The organism is Streptomyces polyasparticus (assembly GCF_014493765.1).
Lineage (GTDB): Bacteria > Actinomycetota > Actinomycetes > Streptomycetales > Streptomycetaceae > Streptomyces > Streptomyces polyasparticus.
Window position 1 is genome coordinate 173,532 of record NZ_JACTVJ010000018.1, and the last position, 24,160, is coordinate 197,691.

The 24,160-nt window shown below is 70.5% G+C and carries 22 protein-coding genes; 7 read left to right on the plus strand and 15 right to left on the minus strand.

Going from position 1 to position 24,160, the window contains the following annotated elements; translation table 11 throughout:
* Window positions 1–11: 11 nt before the first annotated feature.
* Window positions 12–419: a WXG100 family type VII secretion target gene (locus H9Y04_RS32520; RefSeq protein WP_187817780.1), complete on the minus strand. Its 408-nt coding sequence runs from the start codon at window positions 417–419 to the stop codon at window positions 12–14.
* Window positions 420–604: 185 nt separating this feature from the next.
* On the opposite strand from H9Y04_RS32520, the gene H9Y04_RS32525 reads away from it, so the two are divergent.
* Both H9Y04_RS32525 and H9Y04_RS32530 read left to right on the plus strand, forming a co-directional pair.
* Window positions 605–1,219 carry a hypothetical protein gene (locus H9Y04_RS32525; protein ID WP_187817692.1) on the plus strand — a complete coding sequence of 205 codons (615 nt, stop codon included), beginning with the start codon at window positions 605–607 and terminating at the stop codon, window positions 1,217–1,219.
* Window positions 1,220–1,255: 36 nt separating this feature from the next.
* Window positions 1,256–1,621 (plus strand): PH domain-containing protein, encoded by a 366-nt coding sequence (locus H9Y04_RS32530; protein ID WP_187817693.1) that lies wholly within the window; start codon window positions 1,256–1,258, stop codon window positions 1,619–1,621.
* Window positions 1,622–1,726: 105 nt separating this feature from the next.
* Here H9Y04_RS32530 and H9Y04_RS32535 read toward each other — a convergent pair whose 3' ends face one another.
* From H9Y04_RS32535 to H9Y04_RS32545, 3 genes are all read right to left on the minus strand, one after another.
* Window positions 1,727–2,512, minus strand: a complete 786-nt coding sequence (locus H9Y04_RS32535; RefSeq protein WP_187817694.1) for an alpha/beta fold hydrolase — start codon at window positions 2,510–2,512, stop codon at window positions 1,727–1,729.
* A 90-nt stretch (window positions 2,513–2,602) separates the two neighbouring features.
* Window positions 2,603–3,316, minus strand: a complete 714-nt coding sequence (locus H9Y04_RS32540) for a LuxR C-terminal-related transcriptional regulator (protein WP_187817695.1) — start codon at window positions 3,314–3,316, stop codon at window positions 2,603–2,605.
* Window positions 3,313–4,590, minus strand: coding sequence for an ATP-binding protein (locus tag H9Y04_RS32545; protein ID WP_187817696.1), 1,278 nt, complete (start codon window positions 4,588–4,590; stop codon window positions 3,313–3,315). The genes H9Y04_RS32540 and H9Y04_RS32545 overlap by 4 nt, the downstream gene beginning before the upstream one ends.
* 166 nt (window positions 4,591–4,756) lie before the next feature.
* Between H9Y04_RS32545 and H9Y04_RS32550 the strand changes: the two genes are divergently transcribed.
* Both H9Y04_RS32550 and H9Y04_RS32555 read left to right on the plus strand, forming a co-directional pair.
* Window positions 4,757–6,097 carry a PspC domain-containing protein gene (locus tag H9Y04_RS32550; protein WP_236071760.1) on the plus strand — a complete coding sequence of 447 codons (1,341 nt, stop codon included), beginning with the start codon at window positions 4,757–4,759 and terminating at the stop codon, window positions 6,095–6,097.
* On the plus strand, window positions 6,084–6,362 hold the full coding sequence (locus H9Y04_RS32555; RefSeq protein ID WP_308801347.1) for a hypothetical protein: 279 nt from the start codon (window positions 6,084–6,086) through the stop codon (window positions 6,360–6,362). The genes H9Y04_RS32550 and H9Y04_RS32555 overlap by 14 nt, the downstream gene beginning before the upstream one ends.
* Before the next feature lie 16 nt (window positions 6,363–6,378).
* Here H9Y04_RS32555 and H9Y04_RS32560 read toward each other — a convergent pair whose 3' ends face one another.
* The 3 genes from H9Y04_RS32560 to H9Y04_RS32570 form a co-directional block, all read right to left on the minus strand.
* Complete coding sequence (locus tag H9Y04_RS32560; protein WP_187817698.1) at window positions 6,379–6,909, minus strand: DoxX family protein; 531 nt, start codon at window positions 6,907–6,909, stop codon at window positions 6,379–6,381.
* A 134-nt stretch (window positions 6,910–7,043) separates the two neighbouring features.
* Window positions 7,044–8,309 (minus strand): hypothetical protein, encoded by a 1,266-nt coding sequence (locus tag H9Y04_RS32565; RefSeq protein ID WP_187817699.1) that lies wholly within the window; start codon window positions 8,307–8,309, stop codon window positions 7,044–7,046.
* 167 nt (window positions 8,310–8,476) lie between these two features.
* Window positions 8,477–9,262, minus strand: a complete 786-nt coding sequence (locus tag H9Y04_RS32570) for a class II aldolase/adducin family protein (RefSeq protein WP_187817700.1) — start codon at window positions 9,260–9,262, stop codon at window positions 8,477–8,479.
* Between the two features lie 142 nt (window positions 9,263–9,404).
* Between H9Y04_RS32570 and H9Y04_RS32575 the strand changes: the two genes are divergently transcribed.
* Window positions 9,405–9,881, plus strand: a complete 477-nt coding sequence (locus H9Y04_RS32575) for a pyridoxamine 5'-phosphate oxidase family protein (protein WP_187817701.1) — start codon at window positions 9,405–9,407, stop codon at window positions 9,879–9,881.
* 3 nt (window positions 9,882–9,884) lie between these two features.
* Here the strand turns inward: H9Y04_RS32575 and H9Y04_RS32580 are convergent, their stop codons facing one another.
* Both H9Y04_RS32580 and guaA read right to left on the minus strand, forming a co-directional pair.
* Window positions 9,885–10,478, minus strand: coding sequence for a Uma2 family endonuclease (locus tag H9Y04_RS32580; protein WP_187817702.1), 594 nt, complete (start codon window positions 10,476–10,478; stop codon window positions 9,885–9,887).
* Between the two features lie 136 nt (window positions 10,479–10,614).
* Window positions 10,615–12,189 (minus strand): glutamine-hydrolyzing GMP synthase, encoded by a 1,575-nt coding sequence (gene guaA / locus H9Y04_RS32585; RefSeq protein ID WP_187817703.1) that lies wholly within the window; start codon window positions 12,187–12,189, stop codon window positions 10,615–10,617.
* Window positions 12,190–12,564: 375 nt separating this feature from the next.
* Here guaA and H9Y04_RS32590 point away from each other — a divergent pair, with 375 nt between their 5' ends.
* Complete coding sequence (locus H9Y04_RS32590) at window positions 12,565–12,882, plus strand: chorismate mutase (RefSeq protein WP_187817704.1); 318 nt, start codon at window positions 12,565–12,567, stop codon at window positions 12,880–12,882.
* A 633-nt stretch (window positions 12,883–13,515) separates the two neighbouring features.
* On the opposite strand, the gene H9Y04_RS32595 is transcribed toward H9Y04_RS32590, so the two are convergent.
* The 3 genes from H9Y04_RS32595 to H9Y04_RS32605 form a co-directional block, all read right to left on the minus strand.
* Window positions 13,516–15,195, minus strand: a complete 1,680-nt coding sequence (locus tag H9Y04_RS32595) for a hypothetical protein (protein ID WP_236071761.1) — start codon at window positions 15,193–15,195, stop codon at window positions 13,516–13,518.
* Window positions 15,196–15,376: 181 nt separating this feature from the next.
* Window positions 15,377–16,435, minus strand: coding sequence for a LacI family DNA-binding transcriptional regulator (locus H9Y04_RS32600; protein WP_187817705.1), 1,059 nt, complete (start codon window positions 16,433–16,435; stop codon window positions 15,377–15,379).
* 117 nt (window positions 16,436–16,552) lie between these two features.
* The gene (locus H9Y04_RS32605) at window positions 16,553–17,257 is read right to left on the minus strand and encodes a hypothetical protein (RefSeq protein WP_187817706.1); all 705 of its coding nucleotides are present in this window, start codon (window positions 17,255–17,257) and stop codon (window positions 16,553–16,555) included.
* Window positions 17,258–17,518: 261 nt separating this feature from the next.
* Between H9Y04_RS32605 and H9Y04_RS32610 the strand changes: the two genes are divergently transcribed.
* Window positions 17,519–18,550, plus strand: coding sequence for an LPXTG cell wall anchor domain-containing protein (locus H9Y04_RS32610; protein WP_187817707.1), 1,032 nt, complete (start codon window positions 17,519–17,521; stop codon window positions 18,548–18,550).
* 67 nt (window positions 18,551–18,617) lie between these two features.
* Here H9Y04_RS32610 and H9Y04_RS32615 read toward each other — a convergent pair whose 3' ends face one another.
* The 3 genes from H9Y04_RS32615 to H9Y04_RS32625 form a co-directional block, all read right to left on the minus strand.
* A complete protein-coding gene (locus tag H9Y04_RS32615) occupies window positions 18,618–20,447 on the minus strand; it encodes a GMC oxidoreductase (protein ID WP_308801378.1) in 1,830 nt (609 codons plus the stop codon).
* Window positions 20,448–20,467: 20 nt separating this feature from the next.
* The gene (locus H9Y04_RS32620) at window positions 20,468–22,081 is read right to left on the minus strand and encodes a succinic semialdehyde dehydrogenase (RefSeq protein ID WP_187817708.1); all 1,614 of its coding nucleotides are present in this window, start codon (window positions 22,079–22,081) and stop codon (window positions 20,468–20,470) included.
* Window positions 22,082–22,218: 137 nt separating this feature from the next.
* Complete coding sequence (locus tag H9Y04_RS32625) at window positions 22,219–24,012, minus strand: serine/threonine-protein kinase (RefSeq protein ID WP_187817709.1); 1,794 nt, start codon at window positions 24,010–24,012, stop codon at window positions 22,219–22,221.
* Between the last annotated feature and the right edge of the window lie 148 nt (window positions 24,013–24,160).

Below are 24,160 nucleotides of genomic sequence, written 5' to 3' on the forward strand. Positions count from 1 at the left end.
ATCCCCCGTGCTCAGAGATCCGACAGCCGGCTGCGCGGAGCGGCGGGGACGTCCGTATGCGGCGTCGACAGCTCCGCCGCCTCCGCCTTCACGTCCGTCTCCGTCTGGATCCGGCGCAGCCGCTCCATCACGTCCAGGTCCTGCTCCGAGAACCCGTCGCGGCTCAGCCGTACGGCCTGTTCCAGGCGCTGGATGACCATGCGGATGCGTACGGCGTCCTCCGCCGCGCCCCGGTGCAGATCCCGGTAGGCGCTCGCGGCCGGGCCGCGCCAGCCCGCCTCGATGCTGTCGACGATCTCGTCCATGCGCCTGACCTGCTTGTCCAGGTACGTCTGCATGTCGTCCAAGTCGTCGGCGAGCTTGGTCAGCCGGTCGCCCGATGCGCGCAGCCCGGGCCGGCCGCCGCCGTCGCCGCTCATCGCGTCCCCCATTGCCGTGGTCGTCAACTCTGGTCCCCCGTCGGCCACTTCCGTCACATTAGCAACGCGGTACGACAGTCCCGCAGCACGGCCGCCTGTGGAATCGATCACCGGATCCGGCACGCTCCCGGGCAGCCGGTACGGTCGACGGGACCTGTTCGACCGACCTGCGACGGACACCGACCATGCCGCTTCCGCCCCCTCCCCCGCCTGCCCCGATACGCACCTGGCCCGACCGCGCCTCGATGCTCGCCGACCGCGAGCGGGCGCTTGAGGAGTTGCGCAAGCGCACGCTCCACCCCGGGCGGCTCATGCTGCTGTGGCTGACCGGGCTGCTCGCGCTCTTCGGGTGGGCGATGGTGTGCATGCCGCTTCTGATGGCCGCGAACGACGACGTGATGGCGTTCATCGTCGGGCCCTTCTGCGCGGTGCTCGGGCTCGGCGCGCTCGTCCCCGCCGTGATCATCGTGTGGCGCGGGGCGCGCACCGACCGGCGCGTACGGGAACTCACCGAATCCTGGCTGGAGTTGGACGGGGATCCGACGGTCGCGCGCCGTCTGCGGGCGCCGGGGCGCAGCCTCGCGTGGCTGCTCCTGTCGTTCCTGCCCTGCGCAGGCGGGCTGTGGGCCGCCTTCGGAGGGACGTACGCAGCAACGAATCCGTACGAGGCCGTGCTCGCGCTCGGATCCGGGACGCTGCTGTGGCTGACGGGGCTGCTGGGCGCGGCGCGGGCCTACGGGCACTACCAGTGGGTGATGCGCGACCTGGGGAACCCACGTGCGAGCGCGTCCGTTCTCTGATCGACCAGACCTACGGAACGGCAGACGGGGACCCCAGTGGCACTGTTCGGCAATGCGCACACCATCGATCCGGGCAAGGCGTCGCAGGAGTATGCGCGGCTGCTCGGCCAGGGTGAACAGATCTATGGCGCCTACCAGTTGATACGGGACGCCATCCTGCTCACCGACCGGCGCATGATCCTGATCGACAAGCAGGGGCTCACGGGCAAGAAGGTCGAGTACCACTCGCTGCCGTACCGCAGCATCACGCACTTCGCCGTGGAGACGGCGGGCCACTTCGACCTGGACGCCGAGCTGAAGATCTGGGTGTCGGGGAGCGCGACGCCGATCGAGAAGACCTTCACCAAGGGGGTCAACATTTATGAGGTGCAGGCGATCCTGACGCAGTTCGTGGCGCGCTGAGGCTAGGAGCGGGGGAGGCCCGGTGGCGGGGCGGATCCGCGGGCGCGCCCCGGCCCCGGTCGGCAGGCGCGCGCCGACCCCACGGCAGGCGCGCGCCCAACACCGTCATCGGTCGAGGAACGCCCTCAATGACGCGGTGAGTTCAGCCGGTGCGTCCACGGCGATCAGGTGCGCGGCGTTGTCGAATTCGACCAGCGTGGCGCCGGGGATCTCGTCCGCGTACTGACGGGCGATGTCCTGGAAGTCGGGGACGTCCAGCTTGCCGATGCCGACCAGCGTGGGCACGGCGATGGCGGAGAGCTCTCCGCCGGCCGGTTCCTGCCCGTGTTCGTCGCGGGCGTCCATGTGCACCAGCGACGCCCGCACCGGGCCACGCAGCCGCTCGGCCAGGCCCTCGGCGACGTCCGCCCAGGCGCGGGCCGGTCCGCGCAGCCACATGTCCAGGTTCACCTCGACCGCCGCGTCCAGATCGCCCGCCTCCAGGGCCGCGGTCTCCGCCTCGTCGTACGCGATCATGTCGGCGCCCCACCCGTATCCGCGCCACGGCGGCGCGAGCACGGCCAGCGAGTGCACCCGCTCCGGGTGGGCGCGGACGAAGTCCAGGGCCACCAGGCCGCCATAGGACGCGCCCACGAGCCGTATCCGCTCATGACCGAGGTGGTCGAGCAGCCCCAGCAGATCGTCGGTCTCGCGGAACGGCCCGCTGGGCGCCCCGGATGCACCGAAGCCCCGCAGGTCGTACCGGATGACGGTGTGCCGCTCGGCGAGCCCGGGCACGACGCCGTCCCACATACGGTGATCGGCAACGCCCGCGTGCACGAGGACGACCGGGGTGCCGGTGCCCTCGACTGTGTAGGAAAGATGGCCGAGTTCATCGGCGAGTCTGCGCATCCGAGGATGCTGACAGGCCACCGGCCGTCACGCGAGCCCCTTTTCCCGCACCGGCCTGCGGACTTCCTCACACCGGCCCGTACGTCACCCTCACACCAGCCGCCGCGCCGTGGCCCACCGCGTCAGCTCATGCCGGTTCGACAGCTGCAGCTTGCGCAGGACCGCCGAGACATGGGACTCCACCGTCTTCACCGAGATGAAGAGCTGCTTCGCGATCTCCTTGTACGCATAGCCGCGGGCGATCAGCCGCAGCACCTCGCGCTCGCGCTGCGTGAGGCGGTCCAGGTCCTCGTCCACCGGCGGGGCGTCCGTGGAGGCGAAGGCGTCGAGGACGAAGCCTGCCAGGCGGGGCGAGAACACCGCGTCGCCGTCCTGGACGCGGAAGACGGAATTCACGAGGTCGGTGCCGGTGATCGTCTTGGTGACATAGCCACGGGCTCCGCCCCGGATGACGCCGATGACGTCCTCCGCGGCATCGGACACCGAAAGCGCCAGGAAACGCACGGGGTTCTCGGCCGCGGACATCAACGAGGCGCAGCGGCGCAGGACTTCGACGCCGCCGCCGCCCGGCAGATGCACGTCGAGCAGGACCACCTCGGGGCGCGTCGCCGTGATGACGGTGACCGCCTGGTCGACGTCGGCCGCCTCGCCGACCACCTCGACGCCCGTCACATCGGTGCGGCCGATCTCGGCCTGCACGCCCGTGCGGAACATCCGGTGGTCGTCGACGAGGACGACGCGGACATGACGCGAGCCACCCTCCGAACCCGGCTCCACCGCCTGGGACTCCTCGTGCTCGCTCATGACGCTTCCGCCCTCTCCATCTCCAGCTCGACCTCGGTGCCGCCGTCCGGCACCGCGCGCAGCCGCGCCGTACCGCCGTGGCGCTGCATCCGGCCGATGATCGATTCTCGTACGCCCATCCGGTCCTGTGGCACGGAGTCCAGATCGAAGCCCGGACCGCGGTCGCGGACCGAGACGAAGACCGTGCGGCCCTCGACCTCCGCGTAGACCTGGACGGCCCCGCCCTCGCCACCGTACTTGGCGGCGTTCACCATTGCTTCCCGCGCGGCCTGCATCTGTGCGGTCAGTTTCTCGTCCAGCGGGCAGTCGCCGACGACGACCACCTCAAGCGGTACGCCGTGCTTGTCCTCGACCTCGGCCGCCGCCATCTTCACCGCTTCCGCGAGCGACTCGGGCTCCTCGATCTTCCCGGTGCCCTCGGGCTTGTACAGCCAGTTGCGCAGGTCCCGTTCCTGGGCGCGGGCCAGGCGCCGCACCTCCGCGGAGTTCTCCGCGTTGCGCTGGATCAGGGTCAGGGTGTGCAGCACCGAATCGTGTACGTGGGCGGCGACTTCGGCCCGTTCCTGCGCGCGGATGCGCATCAGGCGTTCCTGCGAGAGGTCCTGTGTCATACGGACCAGATACGGGCCCGCGAGCAGCGCGATCCCGACGAACACGGCGAGCGCGGCCTGCAGCACCGAGCCCAGCTCACGGGCGGAGTTCTGCAGCACGAAGATCGCGGCCACGCCCGTACCGACCAGGACGACACCGGCCAGGGTGCGCGCGATGTTCAGGGTGCGGCGCTTGCGGCCGACGGCCACCCAGCGGGCCCGGCGGGCGTTGTCCGCCTGCCGCCACACCAGGGCGACACCCGCCGCGACCAGGAGCGTGGGCCACAGATACGCGCGGGCCGGGCCGCCCATGTCGACGGTGCCGACAAAGATCATCGCGATCACGAGCATCGCGATGAAGGCGATGAACTGCCCCTTGTCGATCTTCCGTACGACCAGCTTGCGCCGCCCGTCGGGACCGACCTCGGTGGTCACGGTGTGCTGGCGGTCGGCGGTGACGCCGCCGACGCCGAGCGGCACGAAGAACCAGAAGGCGGCATAGAGCAGCGCGCCCAGGCCGTTGGCCGTGAAGAGGCCGACGAAGATCAGCCGCACCCAGATGACGGGCAGCCCGAGATGGCCGGCGAGTCCGCGCGCCACTCCCCCGAGCCAGCGGCCTTCACCACTGCGGTAGAGCTTGCGCAGCGGCTGCGGTTCCTGTGCGGGCGGTGCTGCGGCTGGCATGTCATCGATCCTCACACGGAGGCGGGGGCCCCGGCATCAGGGTTCGGCCCCTAGACGTCCCTGATCCGTACGCAGACACCGCAGCCGCCCCGTACGGACAATCTCAGGGTCCGACCAGGGTCGCCCCGCCTGCCACCGCGGGCCCCGAGCCCCCACCATGGAACCCATGACGGATCAGCACGACACCCGGACCGCCGAGCCGGCCGACGCCGCGCCCGGCGCCGGTCCGGACCCGGCACAGGCGCCGGCGCCCCGGCTGCGCCGCGACCCGGAGCACAAGATGCTCGGCGGTGTTTGCGCGGGCCTTGGCCGGCACTGCGACATGGACCCGGTGATCTTCCGTATCGTCCTCGCGCTGCTCGGCGCCGTGGGCGGGATCGGCCTGATCTTCTACGGGTTCGCCTGGCTCCTGATCCCCGCCGACGGCGAGGACGAGAACGAGGCCCGCCGGATGCTGACCGGCCGTGTGGACGGCCCGGCCCTGACCGCGCTGCTGTTCGCGCTCGTCGGCTCCGGCGTGATGCTGTCGCTGGTGAACAACGCCGGGGTGCTGACCTTCGCCTCCGTACTGGCCGTGCTGCTCGCGGGCGCCGGCTACTGGTCGAAGGAGCGCCGCAAGGAGGTGCCCTCGCCCGACCCCGTGGCCGCGCAGGCCGTCGCCGACGCACCCCCGGAGACCCAGGCGCCGCCGGTCAGCCGGGGCCCGTCCTGGTGGCGGGATCCGATCGTGAAGGACGGCACGCACGAAGGCGGTACGGGCTACCTGTGGGGTCCCGCCGAGCTCTCCGGCGCCGACCTCGCCCCCGCGCAGCCCCGCCAGAGCGGCCTCGCGCCGCGCCGCGGCCCGCGCTGGATCGGCGGCTGGCTCTTCCTGCTCACGCTGGCCACCGGCATCGTCGCCACCGCGGTCACGCTGGAGGAGCTGGGCCCGAACCCGTCGCTCGGCACCGGCCTGACGGCGGGCCTGGCCTGCGCCCTCGCGGTGCTCGCGCTCGGTATCGCGGTCAGCTCCTTCTTCGGCCGTACGGGAGCGGGTTCGGTGGTGCTCGCGCTGATCCTCACCGGGCTGCTCGCGGGGGCGTCGGCGCTCCCGAAGGAGATCACCACCACCTGGGTGCGCACGGAATGGCGGCCCACGACGGCCGCCGAGGTGCGGCCCGCGTACAACATCGGCTCGGGCGAGGGCACGCTCGACCTCAGCAAGCTCGATCTGAAGAAGGACGAGACGGTCACCACCAGCTCCCGCATCGGGGCGGGCCGGATCAAGGTGATCGTCCCCCACGACGCGACGGTGAAGGTGGACGTGGAGGTGGGCGTGGGCGACATCCGGTTGCACGACAGCCAGCCGCGCCCGAGGGGCGGGGGCAACGAGGACATCGACGTGACGCCCGATCTGGAGCGCCGCGTCACCCTGCCGCCGCCCGGCGGGGCCAAGGACGGCGGCACCATCGAGCTCACGCTCGACGTGGGGATCGGACAGGCGGAGGTGGCCCGTGCGGCAAAGTGACGAGCGGCGCCGGTGGCTGCACCCGTTCCAGCCGGGCCGGCTGATCTCGGGGCTCGCGATGGGCGGTGTCGCGCTCGCCTACGGCGGGGACGCGGCCGGCTGGTGGGACGCGGCGTGGTTCGCCGCGATCCCGATCGTGGTGCTCGGCCTCTTCCTGGCCTCGGTCGCCGGGATCATCGCGTATGCCGTCCGCAGGCGGCGCGGCGCCCGGGGAACCGCACCCGCGGACGACCGCACTCCGGTGGACACCGCTGCGGGCGGCTGAAGCCGCCCGGCCACCCCTACCCGTACGCCCTGTCCGCCCTGCGCCCCCGCAGCCAGGCATCCACCGACCAGTACGACGCCCCGGCGAGGATCAGCGGCAGCCAGGCCATCAGATACGGCAGGTCGTTGCCCATGTAGTACGGCGTGGCCGACCAGCTCATCGTGAACCACAGGCTGAGCGAGAGCAGTGCGCCGCCGAGCGCGGCGATCCGGGCGAAGAGACCGATCAACGTGCCGATGCCGACGGCCAGTTCACCGAAAGCGATGGCATAGCCGAAGCCGACGGGCGAGTTCGCCGCCAGGTCGAGCATCTGGGGGATCGCGACGTCGCCGCTCTCCTGGAGGAAGCGGATCTGGTCGCCGATCGACTGGTCGCCCGTGTCCTTCAGGAAGGTGTCGCTCGTGAGCTTGTCGAGGCCCGCGTAGACGAAGGTGACGCCCAGGAAGATCCGCAGCGGCAGCAGTGCGTAGCGCGCGGCCGTGTCACGCCAGTCCCCCCGGCCGCCTCCCGGGTCCGTGTACGTCCCGGCCCGCGTGGTGTGCGCCATCGTGCCCGCCGCCTCTCGGTTGAGATCTCAACAACATGCCGTCACCAGACCATACGTACGACAGCAGCGAGGAACTCACCAGCGGGCAGGAGGAAGTTTCCCGGCGGGCGGGAGGAGGTTTCGGAAGCGGGCTCTCAGTCCGTGACCTCGATCGTGCAGCGGTTCGTCTCGGCCCCCGCCGCAGTGACCACCTGCACCTCGACCCGCCCCGGCTCCACGTCCGCCGGTACGGGCACGGTGAGCACCGCGTCCGTCGGGTTGGTGAAGCCGCCCGGCACCGGGACCAGCGGGACATGGACATGGACGGGGCCGATCCGCACCACCATCCGGGCGAGCCGGTCGGGGCTCTGCGCGCCGGGCGGTACGAAGCCGGCGCCCCGGATCTCGATGTCGTCGCCGGTACGGATCGGGGCGTCCAGGTCGCCCGCCTCCCGGGCCCGCACCACTGAGTGGATCACCGGGCGGCCGCCCTCGGCGTACTTCCCGGCGAGATACGTGACGGCCGAGACGAGCACGAGCAGGCCCAGGCCCCAGGGCAGATCGGGCAGCCGGCCGGGGTGGCGGGCGAGGCTGACGGCGGCGAAGAGCAGGGCGGCCGCGCTGACCACCACGTACTGGGCGTCGGCGAAGTTCCCGCGCCCCGCGTCGTCGGTCAGGAGGTCTGCGGCGCGCGGCCGGTCGGCCCGTACCTTCTGCAGCTCCTGCTCGGCCACCCGTACCGCGACCGTGCGGCGGACGACGACGGCGACCAGGCAGATGACGCCGATCACCGTCAACAGGGCGGCGCTGCGGCCGAGTTCGAGCCCGGCGAGCAGGGTGTCCCGCGCCCGGTGCGTCCCGGCGAAGGCGAGTTCCCAGCCGAGGAAGAGAACGGAATACGCCGCGAGCAGCACCCAGGCGCCGGCCACCGCACGGGAGGTCGAGAGCCGGTTGTCCTCGCCGATCAGCGGCGCGAGGACGCCGCCGCGGGACCGGTGCACATACGCGACGCCGGTGAGCAGGGCGCCGACGAGCACGGCGGTGAGCATCCCCGCCGTGCGGGCGGAGGTCCAGCCGACACCGATCGCGGTCAGCGCCTGGAGCAGCAGCAGCGCGCCGGCCAGGCCCCAGACCGTGAACAGGGTGCGCCGCCAAAGGAGTTGGAGCCAGGCCACGCCTTCCTCACGGCTGCGTTCGGCCACCGTCACCGCGGACTGGGTCAGCTCGTCCGAGACCCACTGCCGGGATGCGCCCGCCGAGTACGCCACGGCGGCGGGCAGCCCGTGCCCCGCGGCGAGTCCGTCGCGTTTCGCGGAGAACTCCGCGACCGCCCGACGATGCCCTTCGCGCGCACCGTGCGGACAGTCACCGCAGGTGCACCCGCCCCCATGCGCTTCCTGTCGCGCCACTTGCACGGCCACCCGCGAACACCCTTCTTTTTCAAGCTCTTTGGAATCCAGGTCGCCTCACGGACCAGCCGCGCGCCTCAATTCCCTTGCAATGCCTGGGAATTGTGCCTTACGTACGGGTTGCTGCGCTCAACTGGCAAGGTCGCAGGGGGTGATGGGGCTTCGCGCCTGTTGACGCCTCAGGCAAGCAGATCGGGCTCGCTGCGGATGATGTCCTGCCACATCGGCTGGTAGTTGATCCACGCGGCGAGGTCCGTGCCCAGCTGGTCGCGGGTGGCGATGGCCTGCTTGTGGTCGATCAGATACGTACGGCCCGCGGCGCGCGCCGCCAGCTGGACCTGGCTGCAGCGGTCCATGGACATGAACCACCAGGCGGCCGCGTCCACCGTGTCGCCCACCGTCACGAGCCCGTGATTGCGCAGCACCATCGCCTTGTGCGGGCCGAGCGCGGCGGCGATACGGCGCCCTTCGGCGGCGTCGACGGAGACGCCGGTGTACTCGTCGTAGAGCGCCTGGTCCTCGTAGAAGGCGCAGCTCTCCTGGGTGATCGGGTCGACATGCTCGCCCAGCGCGGCGAGGGCCCGGCCGTGGACCGAGTGGCAGTGCACCACGGCGACCACGTCGGGCCGCTTGGCGTGCACGGCCGCGTGCACGGTGAACGCGGCCTGGTTCACGTGATAGCGGCCGTCGACCACCTGGCCGTCCCCGTTCACCAGGATCAGATCGCCGACGGTGATGTGCCGGAACGGCATGCCGAACGGATTGACCCAGTAGCAGTCGGTGAACTCCGGGTCCCTCGCGGTGATATGGCCGGAGACCCCGTCCTCGAATCCGTACCGCCCGAAGAGTCTCAGCGCGCCCGCGAGCCGTTCCTTGCGATGGCGCCGCTCGTCCTCGGGGCTCTCGTGCACCGGCGGCATCGCGAACTGGAGGTGCTGCGCGGGTATCGGAGTCGGAGCGGTCATGATTCCTCCCGGGCCAAGGCGTGATGGCCGGAAGTTACCTCCGGTTCACGCAGGAGAACAGAGCGATCAGGAGAAGAACTCGCGGCTGTTTCGTTCGGGATATGCGACAGAGGTTGTCCGGATTACCCGCGACACTCTCCGTATGACTGAGAACTGGGCATCCTTCAGCGCCGCGGAACCCGAGCTGGCGAAGTGGATCGAGGACCGTTTCGGGGCGTTCACGCACCATGTGCTCGGGACGCTCCGCAAGGACGGTTCCGTCCGGCTGACCGGTCTCGAAGTGCGTTTCCTGCACGGCGAGTTCTGGCTCGGCATGATGCCGGGCTCCCTGAAGGCACGCGACCTACAGCGCGATCCGCGGTTCAGCATCATGGCGAACCCGGGCGCGAGCGCCGAGATGGAGGACGGTGACGCCCGTATCTCCGGCCGCGCGATCGAGGTCACGGACCCTGCGGAGCGTGCGCTCTACGTCGGGGAGGTGCAGCCGCCGGACCCGGACGCGTTCCATCTCTTCCGGGTCGAACTGACCGAGGTGGTACGGACGTTCATCGAGAACGACGCGATCGTGATGGAGACGTGGAAGCCGGGGGTGGGGGTGCGGCGCACGAGCCGGCGGTGAGGGTCAGAGCTCGTCGATGGCGGTGAGGTCGATGTCGATGGGGTAGGGCACGTTGACTTTGATGTGGTCGTGGTAGATACCGGTCAAGGCATATGCACCGGTGACCTGGCCCAGCTGATAGACCTCGACGACCGGGTGGTTTTCGGGCTCGGCCATCTCCACCAACCAGAAGTGACGGATGCCGGCCGCAGCGTACTTGAGTGGCTTGGTGGATCGGTCACGTGAGGCGGACTCCGGGGAGACAACCTCAATGGCCAGTACGACATCCGCAGCATCGAAGTACGTTTGGTCCGGTCCCTTCTTCGCGGCGGCGTTCACAACGGAGACGTCTGGCTCCGGCCCGTTCCGCTGGTCGAGCACCACTGTCATCTCTCGCGCCACTTTGAGATCGGGTGGAATGGTGCTGCGCAGACCGCTCACAAGAAGGTCGATAGCGGTGAAGTGGAAGTACCTCTGTGGGCTCACGAGGACGAGGCTCCCGTCGATCAGCTCGGTGTGTCGCGGGAGATCAGGCAACGTGAGCAGATCGTCCACGGTGTAGCCGTCCATGGGCGGCATCTGCTGCCAACGAGGCTGCTCGACTGACTCGGCGGTCATTGTTCCTCCCATGGACGGGATAGTGCACCGTACGGCCAGCGTACCCACCGGAAACGACAACGCCGCCGCCCAAACGAATGAGCGACGGCGTCGGCGTTGTCCCGTTACGTGAGGTGTCCCCGCGAAGTCCCGGGGATCACTCCCACTCGATGGTGCCCGGCGGCTTCGAGGTCACGTCGAGGACCACGCGGTTCACATCGGCCACCTCGTTGGTGATCCGGGTCGAGATCTTCGCGAGCACGTCGTACGGCATGCGCGTCCAGTCCGCCGTCATGGCGTCCTCGGACGAGACCGGGCGCAGCACGATCGGGTGGCCGTACGTGCGGCCGTCACCCTGGACGCCGACGCTGCGGACATCCGCGAGCAGGACGACCGGGCACTGCCAGATCTCGGAGTCGAGGCCGGCGGCCGTGAGCTCCTCGCGGGCGATCGCGTCGGCCTCGCGAAGGAGGTCGAGCCGGTCCTTGGTGACCTCGCCGACGATACGGATGCCGAGGCCGGGGCCCGGGAACGGCTGGCGCTGGACGATCTCGGCCGGCAGCCCCAGCTCCTGGCCGACCATGCGGACCTCGTCCTTGAACAACTGGCGCAGCGGCTCGACGAGCTCGAACTCGATGTCGTCGGGCAGACCGCCGACATTGTGGTGCGACTTGATGTTCGCGGTGCCGGTGCCGCCGCCGGACTCGACCACGTCCGGGTAGAGCGTGCCCTGGACCAGGAACGCGACCTCGGGGCCGTCCTCCTGGAGAATCTCCAGCTGGGCCTGCTCGAAGACGCGGATGAACTCGCGCCCGATGATCTTCCGCTTCTCCTCGGGGTCCGAGACACCCGCGAGCGCGTTCAGGAAGCGCTCCTCGGCGTCGACGACCTTGAGGTTGGCGCCGGTGGCGGCCACGAAGTCCTTCTCGACCTGCTCGGTCTCGCCCTTGCGCATCAGACCGTGGTCCACGTACACGCAGGTCAGCTGGTTGCCGATGGCCTTCTGCACGAGGGCCGCGGCGACCGCGGAGTCCACGCCGCCGGACAGACCGCAGATGGCGCGCTTGTCGCCGACCTGGGCGCGGATCGCGGCGACCTGCTCCTCGATGACATTGCCCGTGGTCCAGGTCGGCCGGATGCCGGCGCCCCGGTACAGGAAGTGCTCGAGCACCTGCTGCCCGTACGTGGAGTGCATGACCTCGGGGTGGTGCTGCACGCCGTACAGCTTCTTCTCGTCGTTCTCGAACGCGGCCACCGGGACCAGGTCCGTGGAGGCCGTGACGGTGAAGCCCTCGGGGGCGGCGCTGCACGCGTCGCCGTGCGACATCCACACCGGCTGCTCGTCCGGGGTGCCCTCGAAAAGGGTCGAGCCGGACTTCGATACGTGCAGCTGGGTGCGGCCGTACTCGCGCGCACCGTTGTTGTCGACGGTGCCGCCGAGCGTGGCGGCCATCAGCTGGAAGCCGTAGCACATGCCGAAGACCGGGACCCCGGCCTCGAACAGCTCGCGGTCCAGGCGCGGGGCGCCCTCCGCGTACACGGACGAGGGGCCGCCGGAGAGGATGATCGCGGCCGGGTTCTTGGCGAGCATCTCGGCGACCGGCATGGTGCTCGGGACGATCTCGCTGTAGACCCGCGCCTCACGCACGCGACGGGCGATGAGCTGGGCGTACTGCGCGCCGAAGTCGACGACGAGAACGGTGTCGGGGGCGGCGGCGGGGGAACCTGGCACTGTGTGTCGGCCTTCCGGCGGGAGTGGGCAATGAGCCAAGGGGCTCTTTTGTCGATTCTAACGGGGGTATGGGGGTGAATTTTCGTCTCAGCATCCGAACCCTGTGAGCCTCATCATGCGGACAGTGCGCCGAAGCGAGTTGACGGGGCGGGCGCGCAGGGGTCCATACTTGCCGCGTGACCAAGCAGAGCTGTGCCGCTTTCGCGGCCTTCGCGTTTACCTATGGCATCCGGCCCACCGGCTGCCATGGTCGTGCTGCTTGATCCACTGACAAGCGACTTACCAGGCGCCCCGGGCCGACAAGGCCCCGGGCGCTTCGTCGTTTCCAGGGGCCGTGAGCGGACCGGGCACCCCACACCCCGAGGAGCCCACCCCATGAGCATCACCACCGCCGCGAAGACCGCCCCCGCGCAGACCACGGCCGAGAAGACCGGCGCACGCACCGAGGACGCCGCCGAGCTGATCACCGGCGCACGGGACCGTATCGACGCACTCGACGACCGGATCATCGGTCTGATCCAGGAACGGATGGCCGTCTCGGCCGTGATCCAGGAGTCACGTATCGCGTCGGGCGGCCGGCGCGTGAACCTGTCCCGCGAGATGGAGGTCCTCGGGCACTACAGGGACGCGCTCGGCAAGCCGGGCACCGCGCTCGCGATGACGATGCTGGAGCTGTGCCGGGGCCGGATCTGAGGCGCGGACGGGGCTCGGATCTCCGTTCGGACCGCTTCTCACCCGTACGGCACCGTGACCGCCCGCCCCCGCGCTTCGTTGGTCCCGGTGTCCGTGCCAGCCAGGGGCGGGCCCGTCAGAACCACGCGTGGCTCCGCTGGAGCGATGAGACGTACGGACCGCTTACGCGTCCTGCGTCGTGGGACCTCGCTCCAGTCAGTGACCGGTCGGCAGGGGACAGCAGCCCGGTCACGGTGAAGATCGGCCGGCTCCGGGGACGCCCGGAGCCGGCCGACGGTCCCCCTGTCCCGCTCCCGTTCCCCGCCCCTCCGCTTCCTCCCCCACTTCTTCACGGCGTCCCGGCCCCCGACGCCGCCGAAACGGTTGCGCGGCCCTCTTGCCATCCCCCACGATGCATAGAGGGACGAATCCCCAACTGCCGTACTGGACACGCTCATTGCCAAAGGTCCACACCACGTGCGCGCCAGCCGCGCGCCGGGTCGTGCACCGGCAGACCGAACCCGCGGCGCACACCCCCCGGCGCCGCAGCCCGGCACCGACGCTGCCCTGACGTCGGCGCCGACAGCGAAGGGCCCCCGAGGATCCGGATCCTCGGGGGCCCTTCGCTGTCGTACGGGCTTCGGCCCGAACCGGTCAGGAGGTCCTGCGCCGGCGCGCGGTCACATAGAACGCACCGCCCGCGGCGAGCGCGACGGCCGCCGCGACCGAGGTCAGCAGGGCCACGGAGCCGGTCGAGGCGAGGCCGCCGTCGTCCGGCCCTTCGCTGCCGCCGTCGGTGCCGGAGGCGGCGCCGCCGGTCGAACCGCCCGTGTCCGTACCGCCGTTGTCGCCCTCGCCGGAACTGCCGGAGCCACCGTTGTCGCCGCCGCCGGTGCCGGTGCCGCCCGTGTCACCCGGGGTGGCCTCGTCGCCGGTGCCGTTGAGGACGATCCAGCCGTCGTCGTTGGCGGGGTCGGCCTCGTTGGGGTTGCCGCCCTCCCACTTCGGCAGGGAGATTTTGCCCTTGGCGCCCTCGATCACCTTGTCGATGCGCAGCTCGAACGCGTAGGCGCGCTCGGTGTTCTCCAGGAACGGCGTATCGGCCCAGCAGAGGTACTGCGCGGGGCTGTCCGCCTCCTGGCAGTTCTCAGGGGCCTTGGCGACCTTGGCGCCCTTCGGGATCTCGACGTAGAAACCGAACGGCTCACCGCCCGCGCGCAGCGAACCGATCCACGCCGGACCGTTGTTGGCGAAGGTGACGGGGACCTTGACGGTCTCGCCCTGCTTGCCGGAGACCCGGGAGCCGGTCAGGTCCAGGTCGTACTTGCTGTTGGCGGGGAGGTCGATCTCGCCGGCGTACTTGCCGTAGCCGGCGGCGTCACCGACCGGCACCTCCTTGAGCTTGAGCTCCGGGCCCGTGCCCTTCGTGCCGCCCTCGACGCGGGCGGTCGCCTGCTTCGCGCCGAGCGCCGAGAACCAGTAGCCGAAGATGTCGTACGCGGCGAACTTCTCCGTCGCCACCTTGACGGGAGTCTCGGTGCCGTAGGCCTTGCCGGGCTCGAACTCGCCCTCGAAGGCGCACTCCACGACCTTGCGGTAGCGGATCAGGTTGTCCTTGTCCTCCTCCGCGTACGAGCAGTTGGAGTACGTCTCCGGGAAGGACATGCCGCGCGAGGCCGAGAAGCGAAGGAGCACACCGTCGGCCGACATGCTGCCGACGTTGCGGAACGCCAGCGGGGCCGCGTAGGTGTCACCGGCGGAGAACCCCTTGGGCGGCGCGGGCAGCTTCTTCATCCGGATCTCGGGGCCGCCCACCAGGACGTCGACCTCGTGCCCGGTGAAGGCCAGGCCCTCGCCCGCGCCCGTCACCTTGATCTTGCCCGTGTCGCCCGCCTTGGCGCCCGCGAGGAGGTCCACGCGGATGTCGTAGTCGGGGTTGAACTGACCGCCCGGGTAGAGGTCGTTCTCCTCGCACACCGCGGTCAGTCCGCCGGCCTGCACCGCACAGGGCAGCTTCAGCTTGGCGAAGCCCTTGAGCTCGGTGGCGTCGATCGTCACCGTGTACGGGCCCTGGTGGACCGGCGTCGGCTGCTCGTCCTCGCCCACCTCGCCCGGCGCGTTGAGCTGGAGCTCGATCTGCGGGTAGCGCTCTTCCTCGGGTTCGCCGTTGAGCGACAGGCCGAGACGCTCGGTGCCGGTGATGGCGACCGGGATCGGCGCCTCGTCGGCGGCCTGCGCCAGGCCGGCGGTGCCTGCGGTGGTGAGCGCGGCGGCGAGCAGCACGGCCATCCCGGCGGGGCCGCGGCGAAGGGACTGCCTCAGGACAGGTCTCATGATCACTCTCTTGTACGAGCTGTGGCCGCCGGGACGTGTGGGGATGGCGGTGCAGAAGTGACCAGTGAGGGGCCGGAGTGGTTGCCTCCGAGCACATCACAGCTTGGTGACGGCGGGGCACGGTGCCGGTTCGGAAGCCGTTCGGTGGCCGCCGGTCAGCCGCCCCTCCCCGACGGCCGGGTCAGCTGCCGCTCGGTGGCGCCGTGCTCGACCTGACCACGAGCTCGGTCGCCAGCTCCACCCGCGGCGAGGCGGGTTCGACGGAGCGGGCGAGGCCCAGGACCGTACGGGCGGCCAATTTGCCCATGTCGGACAGCGGCTGGCGGACGGTGGTGAGCGGGGGCGCCGACCAGCGCACCTCCGGGAGGTCGTCGAAGCCGACGATGCTCATGTCCTCGGGCACGCGCAGTCCGCGCCGGCGCAGTGCCTCGATCGCGCCGAGCCCCATCTGGTCGCTGGAGGCGAAGACGGCGGTGGGCGGCTCGGCGAGGTCGAGGAGCGCGTTGCAGCCGGTGAATCCGGACTCGTGGTAGAAGTCGCCGGGCACGACGAGCGCGTCGTCCACCGGCACACCGGCCGTGTCGAGGGCGGCGCGGTAGCCGTCGAGCCGGGCGCGCGAGCAGAGCAGGCGCGGCGGACCCGCTATGAATCCGATGCGCCGGTGGCCGAGTTCGAGCAGATGCCGGGTCGCGGCCATCCCGCCGGCCCAGTTCGTGGCGCCCACGGTGGGAGCCTGCGAGGCGGGCGATCCGGCCGGGTCGATGACCACCAACGGGACGCCCAGGCGGTGCAGTTCGTCCTGCAGACCGGGGTCGAGCACCGAGGTCACAAGGATCACGCCGTCGGAGGCGCGGGCCCGCAGATTGGTCATCCACTGCTGTGCGTCACCGGCCCGGTCGTGGATCGCGGAGACCACGGTGCCCACGCCGTTCTCGTGCGCGACCTCCTCGACACCGCGGATGATCTCCACCGCCCAGGGGCTGTCGAGGTCGTTGAAGACCAGGTCGAGCAGGGCCGCACGGTCCCCCGCCGCGGCCGTCCTGCGGCGGTAGCCGTGCCGGTGCAGCAGGTCCTCCACCCGGGCGCGGGTCGCGGGCGAGACATCGGAACGCCCGTTGACCACCCGCGAGACCGTGGGCACGGACACCCCTGCCTCCCGCGCGATCTCGGTGATCGTCACCTTGGCCGGCCCGTCCGGGCCCGGCGTGACGGTCCTGGCCCTGCCGCTCTGCCCGGCCACGTTCCCCACCTCCGTCGGCGACGGAATCCGAAAGGCCTTCGGACACCGTCGGCAAAACCGTAAGCGAAAGGGGACCGGCCGCGCTGGCCGGTCCCCTCTGCCCAAGGCTCAGTCGGCCTACTTGACGGCCTCGAGCCGCTTGATCTGCGCGTCCACGAGCTCCTTGGGCACCCCGCCCGTGCCCTTGCCGGACATGTCCGCCGCAAAGAAGACGGCCACGGTCGAACCGCTGCGGACGACGTTGAACGACAGCAGGCCGTTCTCGCCCTCCGACTGCGCCGACATCTTGTACGCGACCGCCTCGTCCCCCACCTCGGGGGCGGGCTGCGAGGCGATACCGGTGTACGAGCCGGTGGAGTCGCCGTAGTTCTTGCACTTGTCCACGGCGGCGCGGACATCCGCGAGCACCTTCTCGGCGTCGGCCTGCTCGTGCGCGAGCAGCGCCGCGGAGGCGAGCGTGAACTCCTTGTTCAGACCGCCCTTGGCGATCCGCGCCTTGGGGGCGGGGTCGGAGGTGAAGCCGGTCATGTCGGACAGCGGCTTGCAGTCGTCCGACACCTTGGCCGACTCCTTGGGGAACTCGTTCTCCGGGATGACCTCGAACTGGTAACCGGCGAGCTTGTCGATGATCGCCGACTTGAGCTGGGCCTCGGTGAGCGCCGGCGCGCCCTTCTTCTCGTCCCCACCCGACTGACCGGCACCGCCCTTGTCCTTGCCGGACTTGTCCCCACCGTCGCTGTCACCGCTGCACGCGGCGGTCAGGCCGAGCGTGGCGACTACGGCGGCCGCGACGACGACCTGGGACAGCTTGGACTTCTTCACTTGGATCCCCACCTGTTGTGTACGACTGGCGCGTCATCAAAGCGTTTGCACAGGCATTGCCGCAAGCGAGTTCGGCAACGATCCGGGATCGGGCGGGGAGGCGGACGGCCCCATGATCGTTTGTGACTCACCCCACATAAGAATCCTGTGAGTTCGGCACAACCATTCACAGGAACCACGGGTCAACCATGCGTAATCAACGGCCACACCCGCGACCGTCACCGCGAGCGGCCTTCCCCATACTTCGACGAGGTCAGTCTGATGAAGCTTCGCCGCACGATGGCAGCCGCGGCCATCACCGCCGTCATAGCCCCTGCCGCCCTCCTTGCGGCACCGTCCGCGTTCGCGACGGACGAGCCGGCCGTGTCCGCGAGCCCGTCTGCGACCGAGTCGACCGAGCCGGCGCCGAGCACGTCCGCGCCGACCGAGCCGGGCACCGAGCCCTCGCAGTCCGAGTCCTCGGAGACGACGACCGCGCCCGCGCCGAGCACGTCCGCGCCTTCGGCCACGTCGGATGCGGTCGAGTCCGAAGAGCAGAAGCCGGGCGACGAGGACGCGGAGGAGACCGAGGAGCCTGCCGAGGGCGAGCGCCCCTGGGAGTGCCCGGTCGACGGGAACGACGAGGAGATCATCGGCGTCAACGACGCTCTGACGACGACGCTCACCAACCTGCCCGACACCGTCGTGGCGGGTACCGGCTGGAAGAACTTCCAGCTGCAGATGAACAACTCCGGCGACTCCGACATCAAGGGTGTCGCGCCGTTCGTCGCCGTGTACTCGGCCGACGAAGAGAACGCCTACCTCGACGGCTTCACCCTTGAGGTCAAGGACTCCTCGGGCGCCTGGAAGGTCGTCGCCGACAGCATCGGCGCGGGCGGCTACTTCACCCAGGTCGACCTGAAGGCCGGCCAGAAGCTCACCATCGACCTGCGGTTCAAGGTGGACGGCCAGGTGCCCGACTCCCTGGGCATCGCCATCGGCGCCGGTGAGTACTCGACCGAGGACGGCGGCTGCTGGGTCTCGGTCGACCCCAATGAGTACGTGTACTTCTTCGACATCCTCGAGGCCGGCTCGAAGCTCCCGGGCAAGCCGAACGACGCCAAGCCGCAGACCGGCGGCAAGACGCCGGTCAAGGTCGACAAGGTGAGCGAGGTCAAGGACGTCACCGGCAACCTCGCCCAGACCGGTTCCGACTCCAACCTTCCCGTCATCGGCCTCATCGGCGGCATCACCGTCGTCGCCGGCGCCGGTGTCGTCTTCGCGGTGAAGCGTCGCCGCGGCGTCGAGGCGTAACCACACCTCGTAGCACCAAGACCCGTTGAGGACCTGCGCTCGGAGGGGGGCGCAGGTCCTCAATGCTTTACGGGGAAGGCGACACGGAAGGCGCCTGCGAGGGACGCACCTTCGGCATCCCCAGGAACGGCAGCCGCAGCGCACCGAACGCGGACTCGGGCACCACGGGCGCGGCAGGCGCCACCGGAGCGAGCCGCTCGTAGGCTGCGCCCTGCGCCGGACGCGGATCGGCCGCACCCTTGTTGGGCCACAGCGACATCGCCCGCTCCGCCTGCGCCGTGATCGTCAGCGACGGGTTCACGCCGAGGTTCGCCGACACCGCGGCCCCGTCGACGACCGAGATCCCCGGGTGCCCGTACAGACGGTGGTACGGGTCGATGACTCCCGTATCGGAGGAGTCCCCGATCGGGCAGCCACCCAGGAAGTGGGCCGTCAGCGGAGTGCCCATCAGCTCACCGATGTTGGAGCCCGCGAAGCCGTTGATCTCCTCGGCGAGCAGCGAGGCCGCGCGCGTGGCCGCCTCGATCTGCTGCGGGTTCGGGGCGCCGTGCCCCTGCCGCGCGGTCAGCAGGCCCTTCCCGACACCGCCCGGTTTGCGGTACGTGGTCAGGGAGTTGTCCACCGACTGCATGACGAGGCCGATGATCGTGCGCTCGGACCAGCGGCGGTTGGACAGACCCCGCATCGCCTGCCACGGGTGGCGGGCGCAGTTCGCCAGCCAGGCGCGGACGCGGTGCGCGGAGTACGGGACCTGAAGGATCGTCATCCCGCCCATGGCGTTGGAACCCTTGCCGTAGCGCACCGGCTCGATGTGCGTGTCCGCGTCCGGATGGATCGAGGACGTGATCGCCACGCCCTGCGTGAAGTCCACCTTGGCCGCGCCGTGCCGCTTGCGGTAGCGCCGGTTGTCGGTCTGCGCGCCCACCAGGGCCTCGGAGTTGGTACGGGTCAGCTCCCCGAGCCGGTCCGAGATGCCGGGGAGCAGCCCGGTGTCCTTCATCCGGTGCAGGAGCGTCTGCGTCCCGTACGTACCCGCCGCGAGAACCACGCGCGGCGCGCGGAACACGCGGCCCGCGCCCTTGCGCTTCTTGTCGGTCGGCAGCGTGGAGACGGCGTAGCCGCCCCGTGAGTCCTCGGTCAGCGCGACCACGGACGTCATCGGGTGGATGACCGCGCCGGCCTTCTCGGCGAGGTAGAGGTAGTTCTCGGTGAGGTTGTTCTTCGCGCCGTGCCGGCAGCCCGTCATGCACTCGCCGCATTCGGTGCAGGCCTTGCGGGAGGGACCGACGCCGCCGAAGTAGGGGTCCGGAACCTCCGTACCGGGCGCGGCCTTCGCCTGCCCGTCCGCGTCCTCGCCGTCGCCGAAGAACACCCCGACCGGCGCCATGTGGAAGGAGTCCCCGACGCCCATCTCCTCGGCTGCCGCCTTCAGATGGACGTCCGAGGGCGTCATCGTCGGGTTGAGCCGCACGCCCAGCATCCGCTTGGCCTGGTCGTAGTACGGCGCCAACTCGGCCTGCCAGTCGGTGATTTCGCCCCACTGCGGATCCTCGAAGAACGGCTTCGGCGGTACGTAGAGCGTGTTGGCGTAGTTGAGCGAGCCGCCGCCGACACCGGCGCCCGCGAGCACCATCACATTGCCGAGCAGATGGATGCGCTGCAGGCCGTACAGACCGAGGGCCGGGGCCCAGAGGTAGTTCTTGAGGTCCCAGGAGGTCTTCGGCAGCGAGTCCGGGGTGAAGCGGCGGCCCGCTTCGAGCACACCGACCTTGTAGCCCTTCTCCGTCAGGCGCAGTGCGGACACCGAGCCGCCGAAGCCGGAGCCTATGACCAGGACGTCGTAGTCGTACGCCACCTGCTCCCCGTCTTGCGCCACTTGCTCCCCGTCCTGCGCCACTTGCTCCTCCGCGGCCGCGCTCACCGGAGCCTCAGCGCCTTCATCGCCCGCAGGCTGCGGCTCATGAACGCCGCGTACTTCTCGTCGCTCATCCCGAACGACGGCGCCATCGGCATGATCCGCTGATGCGCCACGGTCTGCGCCTCGGTGTACTTGAGGATGCCCTCCGAGCCGTGCCGCCGGCCGAGCCCCGAGTCCTTCATGCCGCCCATCGGCGACTGCACACTGCCGTACGCGGGCGCGTAGCCCTCGTTGATGTTCACCGTGCCGGTCCGCAGGCGCCCGGCGACCTCGCGGCCGCGGCGCGCGTCCTTCGTCCAGACCGAGGAATTGAGGCCGTACGCGGTGGAGTTGGCCTCATCGATCACCGCGTCCTCGTCCGTGAAGCGGTAGATGGAGACGACCGGTCCGAAGGTCTCCTCGCCGCACACCGCCATCGGCGCCTCGACGCCGTCGAGGATGGTCGGCTCGTAGAAGTACGGTCCGATGTCCGGGCGCGCGACTCCGCCGGCGATCAGCGTTGCGCCCTTGGCGACGGCCTCGTCCACATGCCGGGTCACGGTCTGCAGCTGGCGCTCGCCGACCAGCGAGCCCATGTCCGCCCCGTACGCGAGGGACTTGCCGAGCCGCATCGCCTTGGTGCGCGTGGCGAAACGCTGCACGAACTCGTCGGCGATCGACTCGTGCACGTACAACCGCTCGATGGAGATGCACAGTTGGCCCGCGGAGGAGAAGCAGGCGCGCACCGCGCCGGCCGCGGCCTTGTCGATGTCGGCGTCCTTCAGGACCAGCATCGCGTTCTTGCCGCCGAGTTCGAGCGAGACCCCGACGAGGCGGGCCGCCGCACCCTGCGCGACCTCGCGGCCGGTACGGGTCGAGCCGGTGAACGAGACGTAGTCGGCGTGCCGGACCACCTCGGGCCCGACGACCGGTCCGTCGCCGAGCACGACCTGGAAGACCTCGGCCGGGAGCCCGGCCTCGATCAGCAGGTCACGGGCCCACAGGGCGGTCAGGCAGGTCTCGGTGTCGGGCTTCATGACCACCGCGTTGCCCGCGACGAACGCGGGGAGTGCGTCGCCGACCGAGAGCTCGAGCGGATAGTTCCACGGGGCGATCTGGCCGACGACCCCGCGCGGGTGGCGCAGCTCGGTGACCTTGGTGAGGGTCGGCACCGCGCCGGTGTGGCGCTTCGGGCGCAGATACGCGGGGGCCTTGCGGCCGTAGTGCCGGGCCGCGACCGCGACCGCCTGCACCTCCTCGTGGGCGTGCAGGCGCGCCTTGCCGGTCTCCAGCTGGATCAGGTCGAGCACCTCGGCCTGCCGCTCGAGCACGAGGTCGTGGAAGCGGAGCAGCACGGCGGCCCGCCGGCGTACGGGCACCTGGGCCCAGACGGCCTGCGCCGCACGCGCACGCTCGAACGCCTCGGCCACGTCCTCGGGCGTGGACTCGGGCAGATCCGCCAGCTTCTCGCCGGTGTACGGCGTGTGGTTGGCGGTGCGGCCGGAGCCGACGACGCCCTTGGTGAGCTGGGCGAGCAGCTCGGGCGTCACCACATCGGCCGCGGTGCGCGCGCCCGCCGGGGCGGGGGCTACGGGGTTGGTGCCGGTCTTCTCAGGGGCCTGGGCGTCCGTCATGGCGTGAGCGTACGGCTCCGCCGAGTGTTTGTGTACCCGTCGGTAATAGGGCTTCACGCGGTCCGCACACCGTGCCAGTGGCCACTGGCAGCAAAGGGCCTGATCAGGGGCTTGTCGGTACGGACAAGCCCCTTCGGTCAAGGATTCGTGATGTCGAGACCCTTGATGGCCTGCTCGGCGACTTCGCGCCCGCGCTCGTAGAAGTCGCTCTCCTTGCCCGGGTAGTAGATGCCGAGCTTGTACATGTCGCCGTTCTTGGCCTTGTAGTAGAAGACCTGCATCTCGCGCGGCCGCGGGGTCTGGTCCGTCGTCGTATAAACGATGGTGTTCTTGGCCGCCTTGCCGCCCTCGAACTCCAGCTTCGTCTGCGGGTCCGTCTTGGGGGCCGGGTCGGTGCCCATGCCCAGGCTGCTGTCGCCGGTCTCCCGGAAGTCCTTGTCGTCCTCGTACATCTCGGCGTCGGCGGAGGCCGCGATGTTCCCGGTGCTGTCCTCCTTCTGCTTGTAGAGGGTGAGGCCGACCCACATGGAACCGCTCGGGTCCGAATACGACACCCAGTGCTCGGGCGTACCGATGCCGTCCTCCTCCGGGCGGCCGACGGTGTAGTTCGCGGGCACCTTGAGCGTGGCGCCCAGTGCCTTCTCCGGCTTCGACACGAATCCCTCGGCGCCGTCGCCGCCGAACGGATCCGCGAGCACCACGCCCAGCGCCACCGCCAGCGCCACGAACGCCGCGCCCGCGCCGATCAGGGCCTTCTTGCCGACCCGGATCCCGCCCTGGGGGCCATCACCCGCCGACGACTGGGTCATCACCTGCGTGGCCACCGGCGGAGCCGGCGGCTTCGCGGCCTCCTCCAGGAGGCGCCGTACGGTCACCGCGTCCGGCCGGTGACCGGGGTCCTTCTGCAGCAGCCCGTTGATCACGTCCGCGAGGGGCCCCGCCGCCGAAGCCGGCGCCGCGGGCGTCGCGTTGAGGACGGACTGCAGCGTGGCCGGGGTGTTGCTGCGCCGGAACGGCGAGACGCCCTCGGTCGCCGCGTACAGGACGACACCGAGCGACCAGAGGTCCGAGGCCGGGCCGGGGCGCTGCCCCAACACCCGCTCCGGGGCGATGAATTCGGGCGAGCCGACGAACCCGCCGGTGTCCGTCAGATTGGTCTCGCCCTCGATCTGGGCGATACCGAAGTCGGTGAGCACGACCCTGTCGTACTGCCCGAGCATCACGTTGTCCGGCTTCACATCGCGGTGCAGGATGCCCGCCTTGTGCGCGGCCTCGAGCGCGCCGAGCACTTCGAGGCCGATCCGCGCCGCCTCGCGCGTGCCGAGCGTGCCCTCCTGGAGCGCGGCGCCGAGCGAGCGGCCCTGCACGAACTCCATGACGATCCACGGCTGCCCGTCCTCGACCGCCACGTCGTGCACATTGACGACGGCGGGGTGGTCGAGCCGGGCCGCGGCGCGTGCCTCGCGGCGCATCCGCTCGAAGGCGGTGGCGCGGTCGCGCTCGGGCAAGTGGTCCGGGACGCGGGGCTCCTTGACCGCGACCTCGCGGTCCACGGTCTCGTCCTTCGCGCGCCACACGGTGCCCATGCCGCCGTGGCCGAGCTTGGAGAGCAGCCGGTAGCGTCCGGCGATCAGCCGTCCCGCACCCGGGTCGGTCTCGTGCACGACCTGCGTGGGCACGGACGCGCCGGCCGGGGCCTGCGGCGGCCGCGGCGCGTCGGGCACCGCGGGTCCCGCGGGGTGCACCTGGGTCGGCGCGGCCTCGTGGGCATACGGATTGGGCGTACCCGGTGCACCCGGCTGCGGCGGCGTACCCGGCGCACCGTACGGACCACCGGCATACGGTCCGCCGGCGCCCGGCTGCTCCGGCGGACGCAGTCCGAAGCTCGTCGGTTCACCGGATCCGTAGGGCGCTCCCCCGTCGTTACTCATGCCGTCATCCCTATCGCGTACGACGCCCCGGATGCCACCTCGGTCACGGACCCGTGACCAGATGCGAGCGTTTTCACGGACGCCTTGTCCCTCAATGACCTTTATCGGGGGCGAAATCCCCCACCGGGGCCGCCTCACCGGAGCCGCC

Coding starts and splice junctions, on each gene's coding strand:
- H9Y04_RS32595 (WP_236071761.1), bottom strand. CDS start 15,195: ATGAGACCTGTCCTGAGGCAGTCCCTTCGCCGCGGCCCCGCCGGGATG.
- H9Y04_RS32570 (WP_187817700.1), bottom strand. CDS start 9,262: ATGACCGCTCCGACTCCGATACCCGCGCAGCACCTCCAGTTCGCGATG.
- H9Y04_RS32620 (WP_187817708.1), bottom strand. CDS start 22,081: ATGACGGACGCCCAGGCCCCTGAGAAGACCGGCACCAACCCCGTAGCC.
- H9Y04_RS32540 (WP_187817695.1), bottom strand. CDS start 3,316: ATGAGCGAGCACGAGGAGTCCCAGGCGGTGGAGCCGGGTTCGGAGGGT.
- H9Y04_RS32525 (WP_187817692.1), top strand. CDS start 605: ATGCCGCTTCCGCCCCCTCCCCCGCCTGCCCCGATACGCACCTGGCCC.
- H9Y04_RS32625 (WP_187817709.1), bottom strand. CDS start 24,012: ATGAGTAACGACGGGGGAGCGCCCTACGGATCCGGTGAACCGACGAGC.
- H9Y04_RS32590 (WP_187817704.1), top strand. CDS start 12,565: ATGAGCATCACCACCGCCGCGAAGACCGCCCCCGCGCAGACCACGGCC.
- H9Y04_RS32575 (WP_187817701.1), top strand. CDS start 9,405: ATGACTGAGAACTGGGCATCCTTCAGCGCCGCGGAACCCGAGCTGGCG.
- H9Y04_RS32580 (WP_187817702.1), bottom strand. CDS start 10,478: ATGACCGCCGAGTCAGTCGAGCAGCCTCGTTGGCAGCAGATGCCGCCC.
- H9Y04_RS32520 (WP_187817780.1), bottom strand. CDS start 419: ATGAGCGGCGACGGCGGCGGCCGGCCCGGGCTGCGCGCATCGGGCGAC.
- H9Y04_RS32535 (WP_187817694.1), bottom strand. CDS start 2,512: ATGCGCAGACTCGCCGATGAACTCGGCCATCTTTCCTACACAGTCGAG.
- H9Y04_RS32560 (WP_187817698.1), bottom strand. CDS start 6,909: ATGGCGCACACCACGCGGGCCGGGACGTACACGGACCCGGGAGGCGGC.
- H9Y04_RS32550 (WP_236071760.1), top strand. CDS start 4,757: ATGACGGATCAGCACGACACCCGGACCGCCGAGCCGGCCGACGCCGCG.
- H9Y04_RS32610 (WP_187817707.1), top strand. CDS start 17,519: ATGAAGCTTCGCCGCACGATGGCAGCCGCGGCCATCACCGCCGTCATA.
- H9Y04_RS32545 (WP_187817696.1), bottom strand. CDS start 4,590: ATGCCAGCCGCAGCACCGCCCGCACAGGAACCGCAGCCGCTGCGCAAG.